Source organism: Marinobacter sp. (genome assembly GCF_041595835.1).
Classification (GTDB): Bacteria; Pseudomonadota; Gammaproteobacteria; order Pseudomonadales; family Oleiphilaceae; genus Marinobacter.
This window is the reverse complement of record NZ_JBFHJO010000008.1, coordinates 39,985-62,491: the sequence shown is the minus strand read 5'-3', so window position 1 is coordinate 62,491 and position 22,507 is coordinate 39,985. Positions and strand designations below refer to the sequence as shown.

The 22,507-nt window shown below is 53.2% G+C and carries 23 protein-coding genes; 11 read left to right on the top strand and 12 right to left on the bottom strand.

The genetic code is table 11. The annotated features are described in order from the left end of the window. Positions 1–56 precede the first annotated feature (56 nt). From ABYA77_RS05120 to ABYA77_RS05110, 3 genes are read left to right on the top strand one after another with little or no spacing between them, the layout of a single operon-like run. Entirely contained in the window at positions 57–1,139 is a 1,083-nt protein-coding gene (locus ABYA77_RS05120) for a GGDEF domain-containing protein (RefSeq protein WP_372964870.1), read from the top strand. A gap of 50 nt (positions 1,140–1,189) precedes the next feature. Then, positions 1,190–1,969 (top strand): class II glutamine amidotransferase, encoded by a 780-nt coding sequence (locus tag ABYA77_RS05115; RefSeq protein WP_372964869.1) that lies wholly within the window; start codon positions 1,190–1,192, stop codon positions 1,967–1,969. 6 nt (positions 1,970–1,975) lie between these two features. After that, a complete protein-coding gene (locus ABYA77_RS05110) occupies positions 1,976–2,383 on the top strand; it encodes an NINE protein (RefSeq protein ID WP_372964868.1) in 408 nt (135 codons plus the stop codon). Here the strand turns inward: ABYA77_RS05110 and ABYA77_RS05105 are convergent, their stop codons facing one another. The 9 genes from ABYA77_RS05105 to ABYA77_RS05065 all read right to left on the bottom strand — a co-directional run bounded on the left by ABYA77_RS05105 (position 2,384) and on the right by ABYA77_RS05065 (position 10,489). Then, on the bottom strand, positions 2,384–3,751 hold the full coding sequence (locus ABYA77_RS05105) for a wax ester/triacylglycerol synthase family O-acyltransferase (RefSeq protein WP_372964867.1): 1,368 nt from the start codon (positions 3,749–3,751) through the stop codon (positions 2,384–2,386). 22 nt (positions 3,752–3,773) lie between these two features. Next, positions 3,774–5,651 carry an MFS transporter gene (locus tag ABYA77_RS05100; RefSeq protein ID WP_372964866.1) on the bottom strand — a complete coding sequence of 626 codons (1,878 nt, stop codon included), beginning with the start codon at positions 5,649–5,651 and terminating at the stop codon, positions 3,774–3,776. A 39-nt stretch (positions 5,652–5,690) separates the two neighbouring features. Then, the gene (locus ABYA77_RS05095) at positions 5,691–6,371 is read right to left on the bottom strand and encodes a hypothetical protein (RefSeq protein WP_372964865.1); all 681 of its coding nucleotides are present in this window, start codon (positions 6,369–6,371) and stop codon (positions 5,691–5,693) included. 172 nt (positions 6,372–6,543) lie between these two features. Then, the gene (locus tag ABYA77_RS05090) at positions 6,544–7,062 is read right to left on the bottom strand and encodes an Hcp family type VI secretion system effector (RefSeq protein ID WP_372964864.1); all 519 of its coding nucleotides are present in this window, start codon (positions 7,060–7,062) and stop codon (positions 6,544–6,546) included. Between the two features lie 215 nt (positions 7,063–7,277). Continuing rightward, positions 7,278–8,048, bottom strand: coding sequence for an energy transducer TonB (locus tag ABYA77_RS05085; protein ID WP_372964863.1), 771 nt, complete (start codon positions 8,046–8,048; stop codon positions 7,278–7,280). Beyond that, on the bottom strand, positions 8,045–8,455 hold the full coding sequence (locus ABYA77_RS05080; RefSeq protein ID WP_372964862.1) for an ExbD/TolR family protein: 411 nt from the start codon (positions 8,453–8,455) through the stop codon (positions 8,045–8,047). Before ABYA77_RS05080 ends, ABYA77_RS05085 begins: the two co-directional genes overlap by 4 nt. Further along, a complete protein-coding gene (locus ABYA77_RS05075) occupies positions 8,452–8,838 on the bottom strand; it encodes an ExbD/TolR family protein (protein ID WP_372964861.1) in 387 nt (128 codons plus the stop codon). The genes ABYA77_RS05080 and ABYA77_RS05075 overlap by 4 nt, the downstream gene beginning before the upstream one ends. Further along, positions 8,825–9,622, bottom strand: a complete 798-nt coding sequence (locus ABYA77_RS05070; protein WP_372964860.1) for a MotA/TolQ/ExbB proton channel family protein — start codon at positions 9,620–9,622, stop codon at positions 8,825–8,827. The genes ABYA77_RS05075 and ABYA77_RS05070 overlap by 14 nt, the downstream gene beginning before the upstream one ends. Before the next feature lie 108 nt (positions 9,623–9,730). Continuing rightward, entirely contained in the window at positions 9,731–10,489 is a 759-nt protein-coding gene (locus ABYA77_RS05065; RefSeq protein ID WP_372964859.1) for a sulfite exporter TauE/SafE family protein, read from the bottom strand. Between the two features lie 97 nt (positions 10,490–10,586). On the opposite strand from ABYA77_RS05065, the gene ABYA77_RS05060 reads away from it, so the two are divergent. The 5 genes from ABYA77_RS05060 (at position 10,587) to ABYA77_RS05040 (ending at position 15,439) form a co-directional block, all read left to right on the top strand. Then, positions 10,587–12,074 (top strand): amidase, encoded by a 1,488-nt coding sequence (locus tag ABYA77_RS05060; RefSeq protein ID WP_372964858.1) that lies wholly within the window; start codon positions 10,587–10,589, stop codon positions 12,072–12,074. Between the two features lie 142 nt (positions 12,075–12,216). Next, entirely contained in the window at positions 12,217–12,825 is a 609-nt protein-coding gene (locus ABYA77_RS05055) for a hypothetical protein (protein WP_372964857.1), read from the top strand. Between the two features lie 106 nt (positions 12,826–12,931). Beyond that, on the top strand, positions 12,932–13,939 hold the full coding sequence (locus tag ABYA77_RS05050; protein WP_372964856.1) for a methionine ABC transporter ATP-binding protein: 1,008 nt from the start codon (positions 12,932–12,934) through the stop codon (positions 13,937–13,939). Beyond that, entirely contained in the window at positions 13,939–14,616 is a 678-nt protein-coding gene (locus tag ABYA77_RS05045; RefSeq protein WP_372964855.1) for a methionine ABC transporter permease, read from the top strand. The genes ABYA77_RS05050 and ABYA77_RS05045 overlap by 1 nt, the downstream gene beginning before the upstream one ends. Before the next feature lie 40 nt (positions 14,617–14,656). Further along, positions 14,657–15,439, top strand: coding sequence for a MetQ/NlpA family ABC transporter substrate-binding protein (locus ABYA77_RS05040; RefSeq protein ID WP_372964854.1), 783 nt, complete (start codon positions 14,657–14,659; stop codon positions 15,437–15,439). Between the two features lie 131 nt (positions 15,440–15,570). Here ABYA77_RS05040 and ABYA77_RS05035 read toward each other — a convergent pair whose 3' ends face one another. After that, positions 15,571–16,932, bottom strand: coding sequence for an alanine/glycine:cation symporter family protein (locus ABYA77_RS05035; RefSeq protein ID WP_372964853.1), 1,362 nt, complete (start codon positions 16,930–16,932; stop codon positions 15,571–15,573). Between the two features lie 198 nt (positions 16,933–17,130). On the opposite strand from ABYA77_RS05035, the gene ABYA77_RS05030 reads away from it, so the two are divergent. After that, positions 17,131–17,562 (top strand): CBS domain-containing protein, encoded by a 432-nt coding sequence (locus tag ABYA77_RS05030; protein ID WP_372964852.1) that lies wholly within the window; start codon positions 17,131–17,133, stop codon positions 17,560–17,562. A gap of 21 nt (positions 17,563–17,583) precedes the next feature. Here the strand turns inward: ABYA77_RS05030 and ABYA77_RS05025 are convergent, their stop codons facing one another. Next, positions 17,584–18,708, bottom strand: a complete 1,125-nt coding sequence (locus ABYA77_RS05025; protein ID WP_372964851.1) for an HD-GYP domain-containing protein — start codon at positions 18,706–18,708, stop codon at positions 17,584–17,586. 218 nt (positions 18,709–18,926) lie between these two features. Here ABYA77_RS05025 and ABYA77_RS05020 point away from each other — a divergent pair, with 218 nt between their 5' ends. Then, positions 18,927–19,931, top strand: coding sequence for a GGDEF domain-containing protein (locus ABYA77_RS05020; protein WP_372964850.1), 1,005 nt, complete (start codon positions 18,927–18,929; stop codon positions 19,929–19,931). An 11-nt stretch (positions 19,932–19,942) separates the two neighbouring features. On the opposite strand, the gene ABYA77_RS05015 is transcribed toward ABYA77_RS05020, so the two are convergent. After that, on the bottom strand, positions 19,943–21,340 hold the full coding sequence (locus tag ABYA77_RS05015) for an MATE family efflux transporter (protein WP_372964893.1): 1,398 nt from the start codon (positions 21,338–21,340) through the stop codon (positions 19,943–19,945). A 168-nt stretch (positions 21,341–21,508) separates the two neighbouring features. On the opposite strand from ABYA77_RS05015, the gene ABYA77_RS05010 reads away from it, so the two are divergent. Next, positions 21,509–22,381: a carboxylate/amino acid/amine transporter gene (locus tag ABYA77_RS05010; RefSeq protein ID WP_372964849.1), complete on the top strand. Its 873-nt coding sequence runs from the start codon at positions 21,509–21,511 to the stop codon at positions 22,379–22,381. The last annotated feature ends 126 nt before the right edge of the window (positions 22,382–22,507 follow it).

Here is a 22,507-nt window from a genome sequence, read left to right as displayed (position 1 = left end):
GTGTTTTATAGTCAGTTCCCCCCTGTATTGAAAGTCTGCTCCCGGAAAGAGTCAGCATGGATATGTCAAACCATCAGGATCTTGGCAAGACTCTGGAACAGAGTCGCTCAGGTCTTCGGGATAATCACCGTCGATCACTCGCCCGGTTGCTATTTTTAGTGACGGGGTCTGTGTTAATGGTGTTCGCCAGTCTGCAGCTTTTCAATGGCTACGCCTGGATATCTGCTCTTGAGGTTGCAGCTGCTGGCCTGCTGTTCTTCGGTACGCCTCGTTTAAAAAACACCCCTCATTTAGGGAAATGGGTATATGGGTATCTGATTGCCCTGTTTTCATTTTTCATTGCAATCATGTTGGTGCCGGATGCCTCCGTAGCTGCCTTTGTTTGGGTGCTGATCATGCCGGTGCTCGCATATCTGCTACTGGGCAAGCGTGAAGGCTTGATTCTGAGCGGGCCTTTTATGTTGCTGGGTTGTGTGGTCTTTTACTTCTACCTTGGCAATATCGGTTCTGCTGCGTCCATGATTGACCTGCTGAATATGGTGTTGTGCGGCTGTTTGATGCAGGTGTTTATGCACAAGTACGAAGCCCGGCGAGAGGAAGCCGAGCAGCGCCTTGTCGAAGTCGCCCAGACCGATGCTATGACCGGCCTGGCCAATCGGGCAAATTTTCAGTCTACGCTGGCCCGTACAATTGCGGAGTCTGAGCGGAGTAACACCGCCTTTGTTCTGGTGATGATGGATATTGATCACTTCAAAATTATCAACGATACCTTAGGTCATGATGCCGGAGACTATGTGCTGCGGGAGATTGGCCGGTGCCTGCAAGAGCGCCTGCGTACAACAGACTTTGTTGGCCGCCTTGGGGGAGAAGAGTTTGGTTTGATTCTACGAGATGTCAGGTCGGAAGCCGCCTACGAACTGATGGAGGAGCTCCGGCTTCGTATTGCGGGCAGGGAGTTGAGCTATGGTGATGCAGATATACAGGTAACGGCTTCGTTCGGCATGGCGCAGTGGCCGGATGATGGTCGGGAAGCTGAAGCTTTATTCTCGGTAGCAGATCAGTATCTTTACCGGGGCAAGCGAGCTGGTCGAAACCGGGTTGCCTCACCCTGCGCTCAGTTATCCCCGGGCGTTGTTTGAAAACGGTATCCTTATGCGCTCCGCCGACTTAGCCAAGGATCGAATGGATCATGTGTGAATTGCTGGCAATGAGTGCCAACACCCCCACAGACCTTTGTTTCAGTTTCACCGGCCTGACCCGCAGGGGCGGTGAAACCGGGCCCCATAAAGATGGCTGGGGTGTGGCCTTCTACGAAGGTAAGGGCATTCGCTGTTTTCACGATGCCGATGCGAGCGCGAGCTCGCGCCTCGCCGAAGTGGTGCAAACGCACCCTATTAAAAGTGAAGTGGCTGTCTGTCATATTCGGCAAGCGAATGTTGGCGACATTTGTCTGGCCAATACCCACCCGTTTATTCGTGAACTATGGGGCCGTTATTGGGTCTTTGCCCACAATGGGCAGCTGTCAGGTTTCAGTGCAAAGCAGGGTTTTTACGAGCCGGTAGGCACCACCGACAGCGAAGCACTTTTTTGCGATATGCTCAATCATCTTCGCCTGAATTGTCAGCGTGATGACACTATGGAGCAAATGGTTGAAAAGCTGGTTTCTCTCTCCAGGGCCTATGCCAGCGCCGGTGTATTCAATTTGCTGTTAAGCAACGGTGACTGGCTGTTTACCTACTGCACTACAAAAATGGCCAGCATCACTCGTCGGGCCCCCTTTGGCCCTGCCCGCTTGAAAGACACCGACGTCACTGTAGACTTTGAAGCCGAAACCACAGCTAATGATATTGTCAGCGTGATTGTTACTGAGCCCCTGACCACGGATGAAACGTGGGATATCTATAAGCCCGGAGAATGGCGCTTGTGGCGTAAAGGCGAGGTGGTTATGAACGGATACCAGAGGATATAAACACAGATGACAGAAAAGCCAGACACCCACAGTAAGGTTATTGGTTATTTGCTTTGGATCTTCGGGTTCCTGGGGTCGCACCGGTTTTATTACGGCAAGCCTATCACCGGTACGATCTGGTTCTTCACCCTGGGCCTCTTTTTTATCGGCTGGATTATTGACTTGTTTTTAATTCCCTCTATGGACAGGGAAGCCTCCCGCCGCTTTCAGGAAGGCGAAATCAACTACAATATCTGCTGGATACTGCTTACTTTTCTGGGTGTATTCGGCTTACACCGCATGTACATGGGTAAATGGATTACCGGTATCATCTACCTATTTACCGGTGGTTTGTTTTTCATCGGAGTGTTGTACGATTTCTGGACCCTGAACAGCCAGATTTCCGAGCGTAATAATGAAGTCCGTTTGGGTTGATTAAAGGCCGGCGGCAGCTTCCAGCTCCGCCAGACCGCCCTCCAGATAATCCAGCATTCGTTGAAGGCTCGGCAAAGTGCGGCGACAGCCAATCAGGCCGAATTCGACCTGGTTGTTGTAGCTTGTCACAGTCATGTTCAGGGCTAAGCGGTCCATAGTGATGGATGCAGGGTACATGCCTTCCAGCTTTGCACCGTTCCAGTAACGAGGCGTATCTGGTCCCGGTACATTGGAAATTACCACATTGAAGGTTTGCCATTTGGGGGCCATACCCGTCAAAAGGTGGAACGCTGCCGGCGCCAGAGTCAGGGCTGTGTAGTTCACAATCTCTTCGGCTGACATCTGGTGATAGCGCTGCTTGGCTTCCTGCATTCCGGAATGAATGTGTTTCAGTCGTTCACTGGCATCGGCCAGATCCGTATGCAGGTTAGCGAGAATAACCCCGACCTTGTTCCCTGTAGAGCTGTCATTGTGGCGCAGGGACACTGGTATCATGGCAATCAGTGGTTTGTTTGGAAGGGCATCCTGATTGATCAGGTAAGTGCGTAAAGCCGATGCGCACATGGCGGTGATAACATCGTTGACGGTAGTGCCGTAGGCTTGGCATACGGCTTTAATACGTTTCAGACACCAAGATTGAGCGGCAAAGCGCCGAGAGCCCGTGATCTTCTGATTCAGCACACTTCCCGGCGCATGAAAGATAGAGCTATACGCTGGATCTTTGCGGGCTTGGTTTATGGTCTTCAGTAGTTCTTTTGCCACCGTAGGAAGCGTGCCGAGTTGCCGGCCGGAACTTCCCAATAAGTGCGCCACGCTGCTCCACAGGGATAGGTCGCCATTGCTTGCACCTGACTGTTCTCGTTCCGGCAATGCCCAAATAGGAGGCATGCCGGTTTCTTGCGAGTCTTTACTAAGGATGCGTGTGGCCATTCTCATGGCGGAGACACCATCTACCAGCGAATGGTGAATTTTTGTGTAAAGCGCAAACTGCCGGCCCTGTAATCCTTCAATCAGGTGCACTTCCCAGAGAGGGCGCTCACGATCCATCAGGTGAGAATGCTCGGCTGATACAAATGACAGCAATTCCCGGATGCGCCCTGGAGTGGCGAGGGCCTCGAAGCGAAAATGATGTTCAAGATCGAGGTGCTGGTCTTCGACCCAACCCGGCTGGCCTAGCCAGTAGCTCAGGTTCTGATTGAAGGGGGGAGATGCTCGCCTGTATTGTCTAAGCTGATCGGCCAGTTTTGCAACGTAGTCGTCCGGAGCGTCTTCTGGGAATGAAAATATCTGGAGGCCGCCCACATGCATGGGTTGCTGACGTTTTTCCAGCCATAGAAACAGTTGATCTGTCGGGCTTAGCGGCTTCATGGCGGGTCCCTTGTGATCGGTGTCAGGTTTGCTTGCCTCTTAACGTCTTGACCTTGTCTTCCAGTGCTTCGGCTGTTGCCGCCTCAGGGTTCACAGGATGGTCTGCCAGTAGCTGAATTCGTGACCAGAAGCGTTTAGGCAGGTGAGTCAGCGCCGGTCCACCACAATGACTGAAAACGCTCCCCCACAGTCCCCTGAGCGCCAGGGGTACAACAGTGACAGGCCTGCGCTGGAGAATCAGGTCAACGCCGGGTTTAAAGGCGCCGACTTCGCCATCGGACGTCAGTCGGCCTTCGGGGAAGATGCACACCACGTTTCCGACAGCCAATTCTTCATCGATCCGGTCAAAAGCGGCTTCGTAGATCTCAGGTACCTTTGCTTTCGGACCGATGGGGATGGTCTTGGCCATCCGGAAGAATGTACCCATTACTGGCGTAGAGAAGATGTTGTGGTCCATAACAAAGCGTACGGGCCGTCTTACCGCACCGGCTATGACCAGCGCGTCCATGTAGGAAACGTGGTTGCACACCAGTAGCACAGGGCCCTCTTCGGGAATTCTGTCCAGGTTGTGGTGCTTAACCCGGTAGATGGTGTGCGACATGATCCAGATGACGAAGCGAAGCGTGAATTCAGGCATTTGTTGGTAAACGTAGGCCGCAACGATCAGGTTCATGATCGAAAGTACCAGAAAAAACTCCGGAATGCTGAGCCCGAACATGCCGAGCAATAACATACCTAATAGCGCACTAACGACCATGAAGAGTGCATTGAACACGTTCAGGGCGGCAATCACCCGGGCCCGGGTTTCCGGCGGGGTTTCCTGCTGTACGAAGGCATAGAGAGGTACAATAAACAGCCCTCCGAAGATACCAATGGCAAGAAGATCGAGTGCTATCCTTCGGTAGTGAGTGTCGGCGATGATCATCCACCAGTCTGAAGGCATAGGTTGTTCCGGCATGTTGCAGTACAGATCAATGCCGAACAGACTCAGTCCCAACGAGCCAATGGGCACAATGCCCAGTTCGATTTTATGGCCGGAGAGCCGCTCACAGGCGATAGAGCCGAGAGCAATGCCGACGGTGAAAATGGCCAGCAGGATTGTGACCACGGTTTCATCGCCGAGTAATTCATCTTTAGCGAATCCGGGAAATTGAGTGAGGTAGGCCGCGCCCAAAAACCAGAACCAGGAAATAGCCAATACGCTCAGCAGAACGTTGTGATTTTCCCGGGCAATAGCCATCAGTTTCCAGGTTTCTTTCAGCGGTCGGTAACGAACCTTCAAATCTGGAGCTGCGGCTTCTGCCTTGGGGATTTTCAATGCAGAGATGAAGCCAAGTATGGCGACTGCCATCACCGCAACGGCAATCATTGGCCCGGGCAGCGGAGCTTTCATCATTATTCCCGCCACCAGCGTACCCAGCAGGATGGCCACAAACGTCCCCATCTCAACCAAGGCGTTACCGCCGACCAATTCAGAGTTTTCCAGCGTTTGAGGAAGAATAGCGTATTTTACCGGGCCGAAAAACGCGGACTGCACACCCATCATAAACAAAAGCAGCAGCAACACTTCATGCCAGCCAAACCACAAGCCTGCAGCGGCTACGGCCATGATTAAAACCTCTGCAAACTTAATCCAGCGGATAACGGAAGACTTCTCGTAGCGGTCGGCAATCTGGCCTGCAATGGCTGAGAATAAGAAGAAAGGAAGAATGAACAGCATGGCAGCCATGTTGACTACTACGCTCGACGACAGTCCAAACAACCCGCCGGCGTTATAGGTCACCAGTAAAAGTAATGCATTCTTAAACAGGTTGTCGTTGAAAGCCCCGGTGAACTGGGTAACAAAAAACGGTGCAAACCGCCGTTCCGACAACAAGCGAAACTGGCTGTGATCTTCCATAACCTGAGGTACTCCGAATCCACTGGGGTTTGCCGCAGACTATACCTGGCTTGAAACCCGGTCAAGCAGGTGGCTGTGGCTCTGGCGTAATAGCTGAAGGGGGACCCGGTAGCGCGAGTGCTGAGTTACGGAAACGGTGCAGGTTTTTCGGTTTACCCGAATAATTTTGCCCTGTTTTCGGTGTGAGCCCTCACCAAAACACACAGAATCTCCGACCTGCCATTGTTGTCGTTGCCTGGCGGGGTTTGGTAGTTCATAGACAGCACCAGACAGCTCAACCCCGGCGCTGCTTGCCTGCTCACTCAGGTAGTGCCGGGTTGCATCAGCCGCGCCACTGTTGTGCAACTGGTCCAGTGCTTCATAAAAGTACGGGTTATGAACCGACCCGAGATGGCGCCGTCCGGCACTGTATTGCAGCAGGTGAGCAAACTCATGACAGCAGGTGTGGGCCAGCAGGTTTAATTCGCTGACTTCACCGTTAAAATAACCCCGTTCCCGAATTTCCCTGGTAGACAGCCAGCCTTGCGCTGTCTCTGGCTGGCGCTTGGCCGCAATCATGCGCACACCGTAATTGATCAGGTGTTGTTTGGTGCGTGGGTCGTAGCGGTGGTAAGTGGCTTGCCCTGAACCAACCCGCAACACCAGATCCGTCCGGCTGTTGCGCTCCCGCACCCAAGCCTGTGCCGGCTGCCAGAGGATGTTCCGGGTGGCTTGGCACATGAGGGAGCCGAGCGTTCGGCTAGTAGATAAAAGCATGGATATTAGTTTAACTGTATGTGCCGGAGAAGTGTGAATCGTAACAGTTAAGACTAGTCAGATGTAGAGTGCCGGCATTTTTGAACAGGGTTTGCAGGAGAGAGGCGTATAGCCTCTCTCCTGATCAGTCCGAAACTTACGCTTCGATCGGTGAACGCCAGTCGTCAGCACCGGAAGTACCGGCAACGGCGTGTTCCCAGGTTACTTTGCGGTAAGACAGTGAAACGGTGACTAACTGAGTGAAGTCAGCGTTGGCGGAATCCTGGCAGTGAGGCATGTTGCAGTTGATGTCGATGATAGTGGCATCTTCCAGAATGGTAGAGAAAAAGTGCTCTTGTTTCCCTTCAACGGACGTGCGGTACCACTTGAGTTCTACTTTTGGCAGCATTTCACCGGAAGCCAGGGCGTTGTACATCAGCGGAGTCGCTTTGTTCAGAGCTGACGTGAATTTGAATGGCTTGTGAACGCGCTGGCCGGAAGGTTGGCCGGACTGAGGGTCAGTCGGAACTGTGACAACGTGACTGAATTCCTGTACCAGTACTTCGTCTTCGTGACCTTCAACATAGATGTTGCCGACAGAGTCGGAAGTGAATGCTCCGGCGGTGATGTGACCCTGAGTTTTACCTTCAATGCTGATATAACAAGGAGTTGGCATAGTCTGCTCCATGACGTTTGAGTGAATGAGTGTCCCACGGGTGTTCCCTGGACGCGGTTATAGATAACAAACGGTGTGCCAGTTCATTCAAAGTTAATTAAAACAATAAGATAGGGTTTTTTTGGTGGGTTATTTAATGATGGTGGGCAAACCGTTGCTTGTCGAGTAGGCGAGCTTTTGCTGGCCGGGCAATAAATTGCTTGGCAAGGCTGGTTTTAGTGAAGCTTGAAGCGAACCGGCAGGGCATAGGTAAAACTGTTGCCACGCATTTCAGCCGGGACTTTGGGTAACGGGGCCGCCTGAGACAGCATGTTCAGGGCTGCATCGTCCAGAAGTGAGTGGCCCGAACTTTCACGAATCGTATGGCCAATAAGAGAACCGTCACGGCGGAACTCGAAGATAATCACGGGAGTCCCCTGCTGGCCAAGCCGCCGGGCTCGTCGCGGGTACTCGTAGTAACGGGCCAGATGTCGGCTTAGCTTGCTCAGATAACTATCTACATCGGAGGCGTTGCCGGCTGTTTGCAGTGGCACGGCGTTCTGGCTTTCTTTCGCCTCGCCCTCTTCCTCAGAAGGCTTGGATGCTTCAGTGGACGGGGTTTGAATGGTTTCGGCTGGAGCCTGTTTGGCTGGGGCTTGTACAGGTTCTGGCTCGGATTTAACAATGGGCTCTGGCTCTGGCTCTGGCTCTGGCTCTGGCTCTGGCTCTGGCTCTGGCTCTGGCTCTGGCTCTGGTTCTGGTTCTGGTTCTGGTTTTGTCTTGGCGATTGGTTGGGCGGCAGGAGGCGTGGCCGGCTTAGTTACGGATTCTTGAGTTTGACGCCCGGCCAGGCTGATTTTGATGGCCGGTGCGGAGTTTACGGCGTTGTCACCGAGTGTAGGCAGTTCCAGTAGTTTGCTTGGCGCAGCCAGAATCAAAGCGACCGCCGTGGTGCAGATGGAGATCACCAGAAACAGGCTCTTGATGCTTTTAGGTGCCGGGTTCATGCCTCCGGCTCCGTTAGTAGCAGTACTTCGGTATAGCCGCCCTTTTCCAGCAACTGCAACAGATGCTCCAGGTCGGCCATGGAAAGAGTCTGGTCGGCCGCAATTTTCAGGGGATTTTCGGCATCTGGTTCCGGCAGTTCAGGCAATAATGACGTTTCGGTTAATGTTGCTCCCCTGACCTGCCACTGGCCATTGGCTGTTACGATGAGGTCGGCTTCAGGTGCCTGCTCCTGTTCAGATCGTGTGCTGCCGGGTAGCTCCGGAAGCGGTTGTTCTGTGAGCTGGCCGGCAACAATAAAAAACATCAGCAGCAAAAACACCAGGTTGATGAGCGGTAAAAGTGCATCTTCTACCCGATCCAATAAGCCTTTCCCGGACGTAGAGGGAGGCGGCACCAATTCGGTCATAAGGCTTCACGTTTCCAATGCGGTGTAATGCCAGCCTGGTCTAGTGCGCTCAGGGTGCGGGTAAAGTCGGCCAGAGTTGAATCCGGCGTGGTGCTCAGATGGGCTTCGCGGACCCCCGCAGCTTGCAAGGCCAGCAGAAGATCAGGCAGTGAGTATGGGCTTTCTTGCCAGCGAACAGTGCCTCCGGCTGATACCAGAAGTTCCGGTAAAGGTTCGCCTGCAATGCTGCCCTGCTCTTTGGTGCTGTTGCTGAGCTCCAGATGATCCAGCGGTATCAGCCGGGTGGTCAGCATGAAAAACACCAGCAGAATGAACACGACATCAATCAGTGGTGTAATCCGGATGGGAATTGGCCGGTTAGGCCGGGGTTCAACCAGCTGCATGGGCAAAGCGTGAGTTGTTGCCAAAATCGGTTGGAGAGTATTCCTTTGCTTCGGCTGGAGCGTCCGCCGTTTCCTCTACAGGCTCAGAGGCCTGGATCTCAGCGGCATGTTCGTTGGATGGCATGACGTTAAAAACACTGACCAGAGCGCTGTTGATAGTTTTGTGAATCCGGCGTAGGCGAAACTCAATCCAGGCGGCCAGCGCAGCAAACGGAATAGCAACCACCAGGCCGGCCGCGGTCGTGGTCAGGGCTTCGTAAATGCCGCCACTGAGTTGACTCGCATTGGCGCGTCCTTCGGTGGCTGCCATGGCGCTAAACGCGTCCATCATGCCCATGACTGTACCCAGCAGGCCAAGAAGCGGTGCCAGGGCAGCAATCACTTCAATGATTTTAAGGGGAGCTTCAAACGGTTCCAGTGCACTTTGCGCATCTCGCACGGCCGTTTCGCGTACTGCAGATATGTTGGGGTTGGACTGGCAGGCCGACATGGTGTTGACCATCAGGTGCGTCAGCGGGTTTGTGCGCTCGAAAAAACCGGCGTTATTGCGGGTGTCTTCTACTGAAGTTTTGGCCGGTGATTGTTGCCATTGTGCGACGAGTTGCCGGAGAGGCCTGGAAAACCGTGGGGCATAGAATACGCCAAACAGCATCAGGTAAATGAACGTTGCCACGCCGATCAGCGCAATAGCAATGAGTATGATCATCACAGGGCCGCCCATATCGACCAGCTGAGCCAGAGGGCTGTATGTAGTCAGAGCGGCAGCATCGGTGGAAGAAATCATACTAAGGCACTCGATCGTTAGATGTTGGATCGTAATAGTAATGATTCGCAGTTGAATTGCAAGTTAAGAATGGTTGCTATTCATCGGCTGGCCGGATTTGAAACCGGGCTAATTTACCAGCATAGCCGCCTGCCACAACAATCTCAGGGCCAGCAGGGTAAGTACGATGTTAAACGCCAGGCTGAACCAGCGATTAGTGATGGATTTCAGAATACGAAGCCCGAGCCAGGTACCGGCAAAGCCGCAGGCGATCATGGCCAGAATAAATAGCAGCCATTCCGAGAAGACAAAGCCGGCGAACCCGAAGATCAGTGCTTTGGGAGCATGTTGCAGGGTCATGGCTGTAGCGAAGGTTGATACCGTTCTGAACCGGTCCTCATGAATCTGTTTCACAAAAGCCGCCACCAGGGGGCCCGTTGCCCCTACAAACAAACTGATAAAACTCGTGACGCCAGCCGCTATGAAAATACCCAGTGGCCCGAACGACGTCTTGGGCAGTTTCGGTCCCCAGCAAAGGTACAGTACAAACAGCGCAATAGAGAGTTGCCAGAGTTGGGCGGGAAGGTCTATCAATAACCAGGCTCCCAGGGATGCTCCCACAACGACGCCGGGTGCAAAGGCGGCAATGACTTTCCAGTCGATATGGGTCCGGGTCAATACTGCCCGGCCTGAGTTTGAACCGAGCTGAATCATTCCGTGCACAGGGATAATTGCGGCAGGTGGCATCCACGACGCCATTAACACCAGCAGCAAAACGCCACCTCCCGCCCCGAGTACAGCGGTGAGCATCGAGGTGAGCGCAGAGGCTGCAAGCAGGAACAATCCGATGGTAGGGCTGAGGGCTTCGGGGAACAGGGATAGGTGCATGGAACTCGCTCAGGTTATGGCGTAAGCTCCTGAGTTTCCGGTTTATGCACCAAATGTCCAGGGGTGTCTGGGTAGATAACAACAAACAGGGTTGCCGATGAAACAGTCTGAATATCTGAGATACGATGCCACAGCGTTGGCTGACTTGATTCGCCGGGGAGAAGTGACCTCTCGTGAAGTGATTGAAGCCGCGATAGATCGAGCCAGCCAGACTAATGGTGAACTGAATGCCATTTGTCACCCGCAATTTAGCGAAGCGATGACTCAATCGTTTGCTGAGAAAAGCCCTTTTGCTGGTGTACCTGTTCTGTTGAAAGATCTCGCCCAGGAACAGGCGGGCCATCCCTGCACCTATGGTAGTCGGGCGTTTCGTAACCACGTGCCGACAAGAGACTCCGAGTTTGTTCTCCGTGCCCGTGAGGGTGGTTTGGTCTTTCTTGGCCGTACCGGGACGCCGGAATTTGGCCTTAAAGCGGTTACTGAGTCCCAGCTTTGGGGCCCTTGCCGGAACCCGTGGGATACCAGTCGTACGCCGGGCGGTTCCAGTGGGGGGGCTGGTGCAGCGGTGGCCGCGGGTATTGTGCCTATGGCCGGAGCCAACGATGGAGGCGGATCAATTCGGATACCGGCGGCCTATAACGGTTTATTCGGTTTGAAACCGTCGCGCGGTCGTATTTCAGCCGGGCCCAGTGTCGGTGAGGCCTGGACTGGTGCGTCTACAGATCATGTGGTAACCCGTACGGTAAGAGACAGTGCGGCTATGCTTGATGTCTTATCGGGGCCAGCCAGTGGTGACCCGTTCCGAATCCCTGCACCGGAGTCGTCCTGGCTCGATGCCATGCATCAATCGCCCGGCACGTTGAAAATCGGCGTCTTTACCTCTTCACCTTATGGCACAGAAGTGGCACCTGAATGTGTAGCCGCAGTTGAAGAAACCGCCCGGATGCTGGAAAGCCTGGGGCATCACGTGGAGTATGCTCGTCCGGAATTTGATGGCCTGGCCTTGGCGCGCTGTTATCTGGCGCTGTACTTTGGAGAGGTTTCCGCCATGGCCCGGCGGGCTCGTGAACAGTATGGGGCGACAGATAAAGACTTCGAACTTGAAACGCGCCTGCTGGCCATGCTTGGTGAGACCATGCCTTTGCCGGATTATGTGCGTCGCCGGCAGCAATGGAATGACTTTGCCCGGGCTCTGGGGGCCTATTTTGAGCATTATGATGTGTACCTGTGCCCTACCGCTGGCCAGTTGCCCGCAAAAATAGGTGAGTTAGATACGCCTGTGCACCTCAAAATGGCGGCAAAAATGATGCTCGCCCTGAAAGCCGGAAAATTGGTGCATCTCAGTGGCCAGGTGGATCAGATGGCTATGGAAAACCTGGCCAGAACGCCCTTCACCCAGCTGGCTAATCTCACCGGGACGCCGGCGATGTCTGTGCCTGTACACTGGACACAAAGCGGTTTGCCTGTGGGTGTGCAATTTGGTGCGGCTCATGGTGGCGAAGCTTGTTTATTGCAACTGGCGGCTCAGCTTGAAGAAGCCAGCCCCTGGTTTGGCAACTATGAACGATTAGACAACGCCTTCTGAGTTGCTATGCCGCGTTGGGGCGCAGGGTTGAGATCCTGGCCCTTTAGCCCCACGTTTATCTTTCTATAGTGAACAGGCTATGCTGTATGGCAGAGGTCAGGTTCCCTGACCACTCTGATGGCATCGAAGAGGCACGCATCTTATGAACCAATCGATGGCAATCGACGATCTGGTATCCGTAGCACAGGCCGAAGCTATGGGGGAGTTAGATGCCCCTATGATGGCAATCGTTCTGTCCAGTGATCAAAGCTACGACCTGCCCATTCACTCTCTGGAAACTGATGCTGACAAGGCCCGGTGGGGCTTGATTCTGAGAGCTGCCCGTGAACACGTCGAGGCGGATGCTGTGGCGGTGTTGTATCCGGCATGGACCACCGTTCGACGAAAGGCAACCGACGAGCAGGCTCAGGAAGCGCAAGGTGGTGATGAAGAGAACCCGGAGGATGACAAGGGCCCAATCGACACCTTGTTTGTGCAGTTGCATACCCGGGAGCGAATCTACTGGCGCGGTTTTGAGCAGATTCGAGACCCACGGCATCAGCGCATTATTGGCTTTCGTCGAATAAAGGCGCTGTCGTCAGATTATGACCGGGATAATGCGCCCAACATCGCGGCATGGTTGAGCTCTCTGTTTGAGCCTTTGCCGGATGAGGGTGTGGAAAGTGATGTTGATCAAGAGCTCGCTAACCTGTTGGAGGAGCCAGAGGTCAGCGCGGCACTTTATCCAAGGCAATTGCGCTCTTTACATTGATCAGCCCGCACAGTGGTTCGGGTTTGGCCGTTGAATAAGCTATAATCGCCGGCTTTCACATTGCCCCGCGAAGCTTTAATTAAAGCGCTTATCCAAGGCACTGATCATGATTGTATTTGACGAGGTAAAGAAGTCGTATCAGGTAGGTGGCCGGGCTATACCCGCACTGCATCCTACCAGTATGACCATTGAAACCGGTGAGGTGTTTGGCATTGTCGGCCACTCGGGCGCTGGCAAATCCACCCTCATCCGGTTGATCAACAAACTGGAACCCGCTTCTGGCGGTCGTATCCTTATTGAAGGTGAAGATATCACCGGGTATTCGTCAGCCGAGCTTCGCGCGTTCCGCCGCAAGGTTGGAATGATCTTTCAGCATTTTAATTTGCTGTCCTCGAAAACTGTTGCTGACAACATTGCCTTTCCGATGAAGCTGGCGGGCATTTACAGTAAGGAAGAGATTCGATCTCGGGTAGATGAGCTGCTGGCGCGGGTTAGCCTGAGTGAGCATGCGAATAAGTACCCCTCCCAGCTGTCAGGCGGTCAGAAGCAGCGTGTTGGTATTGCCCGGGCTTTGGCCTGTCGACCGACTATTTTGCTGTGCGATGAAGCCACCAGTGCACTGGACCCACAAACCACCCAGTCTGTCCTCAGGCTTTTGGGCGATATCAACAAAGAGCTGGGCCTTACCATTGTGCTGATTACCCATGAAATGGATGTTGTGCGCCGTGTATGTGACCGGGTTGCCGTTATGGACGCGGGCCGCGTGGTGGAAATGGGGTCGGTGAGTGATGTATTCCTTCACCCAAAACACCCGACTACCCGTGATTTTGTGCTGGAAAGTGAAAGCATCGACGAGAATGAACTGCAGGAAAATCTGCAAAAAGCCGATGGTCGTATCCTGCGTTTAACGTTCAAGGGTGAGTCAACCTACAAGCCTTTGTTGGGAAGCGTAGCCCGGCAGTCTGGTGTTGATTTCAGCATTCTGTCTGGCCGTATTGATCACATCAAAGACACACCATATGGTCAGCTCACTCTCTCGTTGGTTGGCGGTGATGTTGATGTCGCCATGAAGGCACTGGAAGCCGCTGATGTTCATGTGGAGGTGGTGCGCTGATGGAAGCTTTAATGGAAAGCCTGACGGGCAATGTAGACTGGGCTGAAATCGGTGTGGCCAGCTGGGATACTCTGATCATGGTAGGCATGTCGCTGTTGTTCAGCGTCGTGATTGGCTTGCCAATCGGTGTATTGCTGTTCCTGTTTGGCAAACGGCAACTGCTTGAGCAGCCAATGGCCTACGCTGTACTGTCATTTGTCGTGAACGTGCTGCGATCCGTGCCGTTCATTATCCTGTTGATCGTGATGATTCCGTTTACAGTTATGTTGATTGGCACCTCTTTAGGCGTGGCCGGTGCCATTCCGCCTCTGGTAGCGGGTGGTGCACCGTTTTTTGCCCGCTTGGTGGAAACATCCTTGCGGGAAGTAGACCGGGGTATTATCGAAGCGACGCAGGCGATGGGTGCAAGCATACGCCAGATCGTTTTTGGTGCCTTGCTGCCAGAAGCACTTCCGGGCATCATCGCAGGTATTACTGTGACGGCGATCACGCTGGTTTCTTATGCCGCAATGTCTGGTGTTATTGGGGGCGGCGGCCTGGGTGATCTGGCAATCCGTTTCGGTTACCAGCGTTTTCAAACAGACGTGATGGTCATTACCGTCGCTTTGTTGGTGATTTTCGTACAGTTACTGCAGATGGCGGGTGATCGCCTGGTGCTGTATTTCAGTCGTAAGTAACTCTGAAATCTTCTTTTATTTCGAGCAGGAGTATTGGTTAATGAACCTGAAGAAAACATTGGTGGCTCTGGCTGCCGCAGCAACCTTCTCCTCTGCAGTCAGTGCAGAAACTCTATCAGTAGCCGCAACTCCGGTACCTCACGCTGAGTTGCTGGAATTCGTAAAGCCGGCTCTGGCTGAACAGGGTGTAGAGCTGGATGTGAAAGTATTTACTGACTATATCCAGCCGAATATCCAGGTAGATCAGAAGCGGATGGACGCTAACTTCTTCCAGCACCAGCCGTACCTGGACGAGTTCAACGAAGGTCGTGGAACCAATCTGGTTACTGTGACCGGCGTACATGTTGAGCCTTTCGGCGCCTATTCCACCAAGATCAAATCTCTGGATGAATTGAAGGACGGTGGCGTTGTCGCGATCCCGAATGATCCCACCAACGGTGGCCGTGCACTGTTGCTGTTGCAGAAAGCCGGGCTGATTACTCTGAAGGACGAAAGTAAAATCACCGCTACCCCACGTGATATTGCTGACAACCCCAAGAACCTGGACTTTAAAGAACTGGAAGCCGCTACCTTGCCACGTATCCTGAACCAGGTGGATGTGGCGCTGATCAACACCAACTACGCACTGGAAGCGGGCCTGAATCCGTCAGAGGATGCCATGGTAATTGAAGGCTCTGAATCTCCTTACGTGAACATTCTGGTTGCCCGGCCGGACAACAAAGACAGTGAGTCCATGCAGAAGCTGGCGGCAGCCCTGAAGTCTGAAGCAGTAAAAGAATTTATTATGGAGAAGTATGAGGGCGCGGTTGTTCCGGCATTCTGATCGTCGGCTACACATAACCTCATGAATGAAAAAGGACAGGCGAAAACCTGTCCTTTTTTTATGGCGTAATGACTTTGTGCTTTCCTGCACACCGCAATGTTACGGTGCACAGATGAAAAGCTTTCTTCATATCACTTTATGCCTGGCTCTTTCTGTTTTTCAAAGTAGTCTTTGGTAAGCCGGAAGACCACCGGGCTAAGCAGCAGCAGAGCAATCAGGTTGGGCAGAGCCATCATGGCGTTCAGGGTGTCTGCTACCAGCCAGATAAAACCCAGGTTCACGGTGGCGCCGACGGGGATCGCAACAATCCATATGACCCGGTAAGGCACGATGGCCTTAACGCCGAACAGAAACTCGATGCTGCGTTCACCGTAGAATGACCATCCGATAATTGTGGTAAATGCAAAAATGGCCAGAGCAATCGCAACCACATAATTACCAAAGCCCGGTAAGCCGACTTCAAAGGCCAGAGAGGTCAAGGCTGCACCGGTTTCTCCAGAGGTCCACACACCGGAAGTGATGATCACCAGGCCGGTAATGCTACACACGATGATGGTATCAATGAAGGTGCCCAGCATGGCGACCATGCCCTGCCGGACAGGATCTTTGGTCTGAGCTGCAGCATGGGCGATGGGGGCAGAGCCCAGACCAGCCTCGTTGGAGAAAATACCCCGAGCCACACCGAAACGGATTGCGGCCCACACGGCAGCGCCAGCGAACCCGCCTTTGGCAGCGGCGGGGCTGAAGGCATAGCTGAAGATCAGGCTGAAGGCTTCAGGAATCTCATGGGCATTTATGGCCAGTACAGTCAGACCAATTACTACATAGGATACCGCCATAAATGGAACCAGAGCACTGGCGACCTGGCCGATACGCTGGATACCTCCAATCAGAACCATGCCAACCAGAATCATCAGTACCAGGCCGGTTGCCCAGTGAGGGATGCTGAAGCTGGCTTCTAACACGTCAGCCACGGAGTTTGCTTGTACTGTGTTGCCGATCCCGAAGGCCGCAACGGAAGCAAATACGGCGAACAGTACGCCCAACCAGGCCCACTTTTTGCCAAGGCCGTTGCGAATGTAGTACATCGGGCCGCCAACATGAGCGCCTCGTTCGTCGACTTCGCGGAAGCGAACGGCCAGGACGGCTTCTGAATATTTTGTGGCCATGCCCACCAGGGCTGTCAGCCACATCCAGAATAGCGCGCCTGGGCCGCCCAGGAATACAGCGGTTGCGACACCAGCAATATTGCCGGTACCAACGGTCGCCGACAGGGCTGTCATCAGGGCCTGGAAGGGGGGGATGTCGCCGTCTTCATCACCTCCTCTGGCCCGGCCACTCCACATCAGGCGGAAACCTGCACCGAGTTTCATGATCGGAATCAATTTAAGGCCAAGGCTCAAGAAAAGCCCGACCCCCAGGATCATTACCAGCATGGGTGGTCCCCACACTAACCCATTGATTTCACCTACAAATTTTGAGATGGCTTCCATGGAGTCTCCCAGTGTTTGCCACGGATCGGTCTTTGATTCTTAAGCCTGAAAAGGCATAACTCGTTGAGTTTAGTTGATAATTTCTACCTGTAAAACGTTTAACTGCCGCCGTTTCCTATTTTGGCGTTGATTGCCTATGTTTAAAGTAGCCGGGCATGGTGCGAGAGATGCCAATTATTGAAGACAGAGGAGTTGCTGATGCACTCACTGAAGATTTCTGAAGTGATGTGGAACCACATTGAACCGATACGTTGTGGAACCCCGTTGACTCAAGTGGTGAACACTTTGCTGAGTCATCATATAACCGGCTTGCCGGTAGTGGATGACCAGCGCCGGGTGTTGGGGTTTATTTCTGAACAGGATTGCATTCACGCACTGCTGGTGAGTAATTATCACAGTGAAGGAGAGCCCAACGTGGATGATGTTATGTTCCGTCAACCGGTGACGGTATCGCCGGATATGTCGGTGATCGATCTGGCGCAGAATCTGGGGGCAGGCAAGCCGAAAATGTACCCGGTAGTTGAGCATGGAAAGCTGGTGGGCGTTGTCACCCGTACGGCGATTTTATCTCAGTTGGCAAAAGCTGGGCAGACCATGGAGCGACAGCGCTTTGCCAGCGCAGATGACTGAATTGGCTGGTGCCGGGGATGTTCAGTCTCGGAATTCCCAGATAAGACTGAAGTCCATGGATGGCATAATCTCCGGCTCTTCTAACTGGGCGATTGCGTATTCGGGGTTGTTGGTATCACGCTCGAAAACGCCATTGTAATGGTTGTCTTGGGCGTCAATGATTGCTTTTACTATTGGTCCACGGGGCCCGGAGGCGCGTTTGGTAACTACCCCGACTTCATTGTTAGCCAAGCGCACCAGAACCCCTGGTGGATAGCTGCTCAAGACGGCCAGAAGTGCCTGAGGAACAGCGGGTCGAAATTGACTGTTACCCAAAACGGAGAGCAGTTTTCGGGCGTCGGTAATCGTCATTCTGCTTCGATAGGCCCGCTTCGTGATCATGGCGACATAACGTTCTGATAAGGCGAGGATTTCGGCTTCTGGTAAAATATCGGCACCCACCAACCCTTCGGGATACCCCGAGCCATCGTACTGCTCGTGGTGCTGGGCAATAGTACGCATCAGGAATGTATTGGAAATGCCCGCTGCTTCTAATGCCTGAAGTGAACGCTGGGGGTGTTTCCGTATAACGGCCCGCTGTTCGGTGGTCAGAACATGATTCGAGGCGTTTAACTGGTCGGCAACCGGGACAAGCGCCAGGTTTGCGGTCAGGGCCGCGGCTGTAAGAACGGTTGTGCGTTTATGTTCTAGCCCGAACTGTTTTGCGGTGAGATGGCAAAGAATGCCATAAAACAGGATTTGTTCGTAAATGTTGGGGTTAATAGAGTAAAGGTGAACCAGCGCCAGGGTTGCATCCGGTGCCTGATCACAGATGCGCTCAAGTAAGCGCGACAGGTCCAGCAGTCGCCGCTGTGCGGTAGCCTCTTGGGATGTAATGGCATCCAGTGTGGCTTCGAGCGTTGCCAGCAAATCCGCGTATTCGGAAAACGGGTTGCAGGTGTGCAGTTCCTCTGTGGGCGGCTCCTTGAGACGGTCTATGGCCCGTGGTTTGAACTGGCCCCGCTCATATAAACGATCCAGCTGGTAGTCGCTCTGGATCACATAGCCCTGCCGCAACAGTACGTTGCCATCGGAGTCGAATACATCCCAGGGCAGTGGTTTGCCAATGGTTAGTGCTCCAGGTGCAATGCGAATTAAATCGGACACAATTCGGGTTCCTGAATGCAGCGATTGACGCTGTGAGTCCATCTTCTGGTTTTATGACTTCTGAGTATAGAGTGTAGGGTGGATGTTCTGTGAAGGGGGTCGCAAAATTGTTTCTCCCCATGCTGTTTTGTTAAGAATCGTAGCCGGTTAGCGAACCATTCAGATGCATGCGCTATTCTTGAGCTCAAATATTGACTCTTGTCGGACACACGTGCTGTATGTTATATCGCCTGAAAAATGACTTCCGGTTATCGATAGTTACTCTCCTCTCTGTCAGTGCGATCATTGGAATTACCCCTTTTGCGATCATGCGATTTCTTGACGGTAATATGGTCGCGGGGTTTATTGATTTCGGTATTCTGAGTGCTGTTGCGTCTAGCCTTGTTTATGCCTGGGTGACGGGTGACACCTACCGCTCCGGTATGTTTCTGGCGTTTGTGAGTTGCTCCGGGGCCGTTGTGGTGGCGATGGCTATCGGTGAAGAAGGTCTGTTCTGGCTATACCCCTGTCTGGTAACAACCTTTTTTCTGGCTCCCAGCCAAGTGGCCGCTATTCTGAATTTGAGCTCGGTCCTGATCATGATGACGATTGAGTCGGCCTATAGTTCGTCTGTGCAAATGTGGACCTTTGTAATAAGTGCCACCATTGTCAGTGCCTGTTCTTATGTATTTGCACGGCGCAATAAGGACCAGCGGGAGAGGCTGGAACACCTGGCAACCATAGACCCGCTGACGGGTGTGAAGAACCGGCGCTCCATGGATGAGGAGTTGGACCAGGCTGCGGCGAATGCTGAGCGAACGGGGTTGCCTTATGCTCTGATAATGCTGGATCTTGATCATTTTAAAGAGATCAATGATGTATACGGTCATGGGGTTGGCGATAAGGTTTTGAGAGATCTGGTTGGGCTGATCGAGGATTACACTCGTCTATCTGACCAGTTATTTCGTTTTGGGGGGGAAGAATTCGTATTGTTGCTCCCGGGGGTGGATGGTGAAGGTCTGAAAATGGTCGTGTACAACCTTCAGAAAGAGCTTCGGAAACGGCTTAAATCACCGGGAGGGCGCGTTACCTCTTCATTTGGCGTGGCGATGTTGTGTCATGGTGAGAGTGTGACAAGTTGGCTGGCGAGGGCGGATCAGGCGCTCTATAAAGCCAAGAAATCGGGCCGGGATCAGGTTGTGTTTGCGGAGGTAACAGATCAGGGCTGCGTATCGCTGGCCTGAACGGTGTGAATCTATGATGTGGCTATTTGTTGAGGCTGGTAGCGGAATAGCCTCCAACCCAAAGACAAACTGGCGGAGATGAGCCCTGCCGTCAGTCCTACCCAAAAGCCGGCCGCGCCCAGTGCTGGCCCAGCCACGTTGGTAAATGTCAAAACATAGCCTAGCGGCAGCCCCACAACCCAAAATGAAAATAACATGATGAGCATAGGGATGCGGGTGTCTTTGTAACCCCGAAGGGCACTGATGCAGGTAACCTGAATGACATCAGCAATCTGAAACATGGCCGCAAATGAGAGCAGCCGAACAGTGACCGCACGTACACCCGGGTCGGCGGTGTACAGAGCCGCAATCTTGCCGGAAAACACGAACAGCAGCGTTGCATAAATCAGAGCGATGGCAGACGCAAGCAATAATGAGCTGCGGGAAATCAGCCGGGCGGTATCGGGCGCGTTGGCTCCCACCAGAAAGCTGACCCGTAATGTCAAGGCCAGTCCAATACTAAGTGGCAGCATGAACAGTAGAGATACGACATTCAGGGCAATCTGGTGGCCAGCTACAGTTACGGGCCCCAGGGGCGCCAGAAATAAGGCGATCACCGCAAACATGCTGGATTCTACGAAAATGGTAAAGCCGATGGGTATACCGAGTTGAAGAATGTAGTAAATGCCCGCCAGATTGGGTTTGACCCATTCGGCTAACAGCTGGAATTGCCTGAAAGTACGGCTACGGTGCAGGTAAACCAGAAGGGCTATGGCTGCAATACTGTTGGATAACGAGGTCGCCCAGCCACAACCAATACCGCCCATGGCCGGCAGCCCAAGCTTGCCGTAAATGAAGATGTAGTTGAGCGGAAGGTTGAACAGGGTACTGAGCAGTGAAAACATCATGATCACCCGGGTGTGTCCCAAACCATCGGTGAGACCCCGTAGAGCATTCATCAGCAGCATGGCGGGAATGCCCCAGGCGAATGCACTCAGATAGCCCTGAGTAATGGTTGCAGTATTGGGTTCCATCCTGAGGAGGGATAACACTGGATGAATGTTGGTCAGCAATAACACCATAACCACCGCGCCTGCGGCGGCTATATAAACGCCTTGCCAGGTTGAAGGCATGATTTTATGGAGGGTGCGTGCGCCGTTATAACCGGAAATAATGGGCTGAAGAGCGCTCAGTATGCCCATAAAAAACAGAAAGAGCGGCATCCACAAGCTACTGCCGATGCCAACTGCCGCCAGGTCTTTCGCGCTGGAGTGACCCGCCATAACGGTGTCAATAACGCCGTTCGCCATTTGAGCCAACTGAGCAATCAGAATGGGCCCGCCCAGAATTGCCAGGGTTTTCCATTCGGTCAGAGTGCGGCTTACCAGGGATTTCTGCACTTCGGGTAACGGCTGGTGTGTTTCATCCATGGAGTTCAGGGCTTTGGCTGAAGGTGTCTGGTACTTGAGGTTGTTTTCAGCAGGCAATCTTACTTCATACGGTAGATAGCTGTTTATAGGGGTTTGCACCGCGAAGTCGCTGCGCTGGCCGCCCAAAACGAGTAAAGTAACGGCCCGGATATTTTCAGGTGTTGTGGTATGGCGTTTTTGATTCTGGTGACGGTTCTGTGGGCAGTGTCGTTCAGCCTGATTGGTGAGTTTCTTGCCGGGCGAGTAGACAGCGACTTCGCGGTGCTGACCCGCGTCTTATTGGCAGCCCTGGTGTTTCTACCGTTTACCAAGTGGCGCGGTGTACCGAATGGGGTAAAGCTGCGCATCATGGCCACTGGCATGCTGCAGTTTGGTATTACTTACCTTTGCCTGTATCGCTCTTTTGCCTACCTCACCGTGCCCGAGGTGTTACTGTTCACGATCTTCACTCCCTTATACGTGACCCTGATAGATGATGCGCTGTTCCGTCGCTTTTCTCCTGTTGCTCTGCTGGCCGCAGTTATTGCAACTCTGGGTGCTGGCATCATTCGCTACGACGGACTGAGTGAGGGGTTCCTCACCGGCTTTATACTGCTACAGGTAGCAAACATGACCTTTGCTGCTGGTCAGGTGGGCTACAAGCATGTAATGCGTCGCTATCCATTGGATATCCCGGGGTATCGAACCTTTGGTTATTTCTTCTTTGGGGCGCTGGTCGTGGCACTCCCTTCATTTTTGATTTTCGGCAACCCGGACAAGTTGCCAGCGACGGCATTGCAGTGGGGCATCCTTGCCTGGCTGGGGCTGGCGGCATCCGGTTTAGGCCTGTATCTCTGGAATCGCGGCGCCTGTGAGGTTGATGCTGGTACGTTAGCGGTCATGAATAATGCTTTGGTGCCGGCCGGTCTGTTGGTCAATCTGCTGATCTGGAACCGGGATGCCGATCTCACCCGACTGGCACTGGGTGGTGCTGTGATTGCATTCTCGCTGTGGGTGAATGCCAGGTTCCATCCCCGGGCCAGACTTAATCTCGCCAGATAGCTTTCGAAAGCTAAAGACTTTTTTTCCGTCGCCGATACGCTTTGTCAACGCGACTAAACGGCGTATTCTTGATCTATATCTAGAAATCATCATTTGATTCAGGCATTGGGCCATCTATCAAAGACT

Bases quoted from the DNA above. Each gene is read 5' to 3' on its own strand.
- ABYA77_RS05110 (WP_372964868.1), top strand. From the start codon at position 1,976: ATGACAGAAAAGCCAGACACCCACAGTAAGGTTATTGGTTATTTGCTT.
- ABYA77_RS05020 (WP_372964850.1), top strand. From the start codon at position 18,927: ATGTTATATCGCCTGAAAAATGACTTCCGGTTATCGATAGTTACTCTC.
- ABYA77_RS05080 (WP_372964862.1), bottom strand. From the start codon at position 8,455: ATGACCGAATTGGTGCCGCCTCCCTCTACGTCCGGGAAAGGCTTATTG.
- ABYA77_RS05105 (WP_372964867.1), bottom strand. From the start codon at position 3,751: ATGAAGCCGCTAAGCCCGACAGATCAACTGTTTCTATGGCTGGAAAAA.
- ABYA77_RS05010 (WP_372964849.1), top strand. From the start codon at position 21,509: ATGGCGTTTTTGATTCTGGTGACGGTTCTGTGGGCAGTGTCGTTCAGC.
- ABYA77_RS05115 (WP_372964869.1), top strand. From the start codon at position 1,190: ATGTGTGAATTGCTGGCAATGAGTGCCAACACCCCCACAGACCTTTGT.
- ABYA77_RS05055 (WP_372964857.1), top strand. From the start codon at position 12,217: ATGAACCAATCGATGGCAATCGACGATCTGGTATCCGTAGCACAGGCC.
- ABYA77_RS05035 (WP_372964853.1), bottom strand. From the start codon at position 16,932: ATGGAAGCCATCTCAAAATTTGTAGGTGAAATCAATGGGTTAGTGTGG.
- ABYA77_RS05065 (WP_372964859.1), bottom strand. From the start codon at position 10,489: ATGCACCTATCCCTGTTCCCCGAAGCCCTCAGCCCTACCATCGGATTG.
- ABYA77_RS05095 (WP_372964865.1), bottom strand. From the start codon at position 6,371: ATGTGCCAAGCCACCCGGAACATCCTCTGGCAGCCGGCACAGGCTTGG.
- ABYA77_RS05070 (WP_372964860.1), bottom strand. From the start codon at position 9,622: ATGATTTCTTCCACCGATGCTGCCGCTCTGACTACATACAGCCCTCTG.
- ABYA77_RS05045 (WP_372964855.1), top strand. From the start codon at position 13,939: ATGGAAGCTTTAATGGAAAGCCTGACGGGCAATGTAGACTGGGCTGAA.
- ABYA77_RS05075 (WP_372964861.1), bottom strand. From the start codon at position 8,838: ATGCAGCTGGTTGAACCCCGGCCTAACCGGCCAATTCCCATCCGGATT.
- ABYA77_RS05090 (WP_372964864.1), bottom strand. From the start codon at position 7,062: ATGCCAACTCCTTGTTATATCAGCATTGAAGGTAAAACTCAGGGTCAC.
- ABYA77_RS05030 (WP_372964852.1), top strand. From the start codon at position 17,131: ATGCACTCACTGAAGATTTCTGAAGTGATGTGGAACCACATTGAACCG.
- ABYA77_RS05100 (WP_372964866.1), bottom strand. From the start codon at position 5,651: ATGGAAGATCACAGCCAGTTTCGCTTGTTGTCGGAACGGCGGTTTGCA.
- ABYA77_RS05040 (WP_372964854.1), top strand. From the start codon at position 14,657: ATGAACCTGAAGAAAACATTGGTGGCTCTGGCTGCCGCAGCAACCTTC.
- ABYA77_RS05050 (WP_372964856.1), top strand. From the start codon at position 12,932: ATGATTGTATTTGACGAGGTAAAGAAGTCGTATCAGGTAGGTGGCCGG.
- ABYA77_RS05015 (WP_372964893.1), bottom strand. From the start codon at position 21,340: ATGGATGAAACACACCAGCCGTTACCCGAAGTGCAGAAATCCCTGGTA.
- ABYA77_RS05060 (WP_372964858.1), top strand. From the start codon at position 10,587: ATGAAACAGTCTGAATATCTGAGATACGATGCCACAGCGTTGGCTGAC.
- ABYA77_RS05085 (WP_372964863.1), bottom strand. From the start codon at position 8,048: ATGAACCCGGCACCTAAAAGCATCAAGAGCCTGTTTCTGGTGATCTCC.
- ABYA77_RS05120 (WP_372964870.1), top strand. From the start codon at position 57: ATGGATATGTCAAACCATCAGGATCTTGGCAAGACTCTGGAACAGAGT.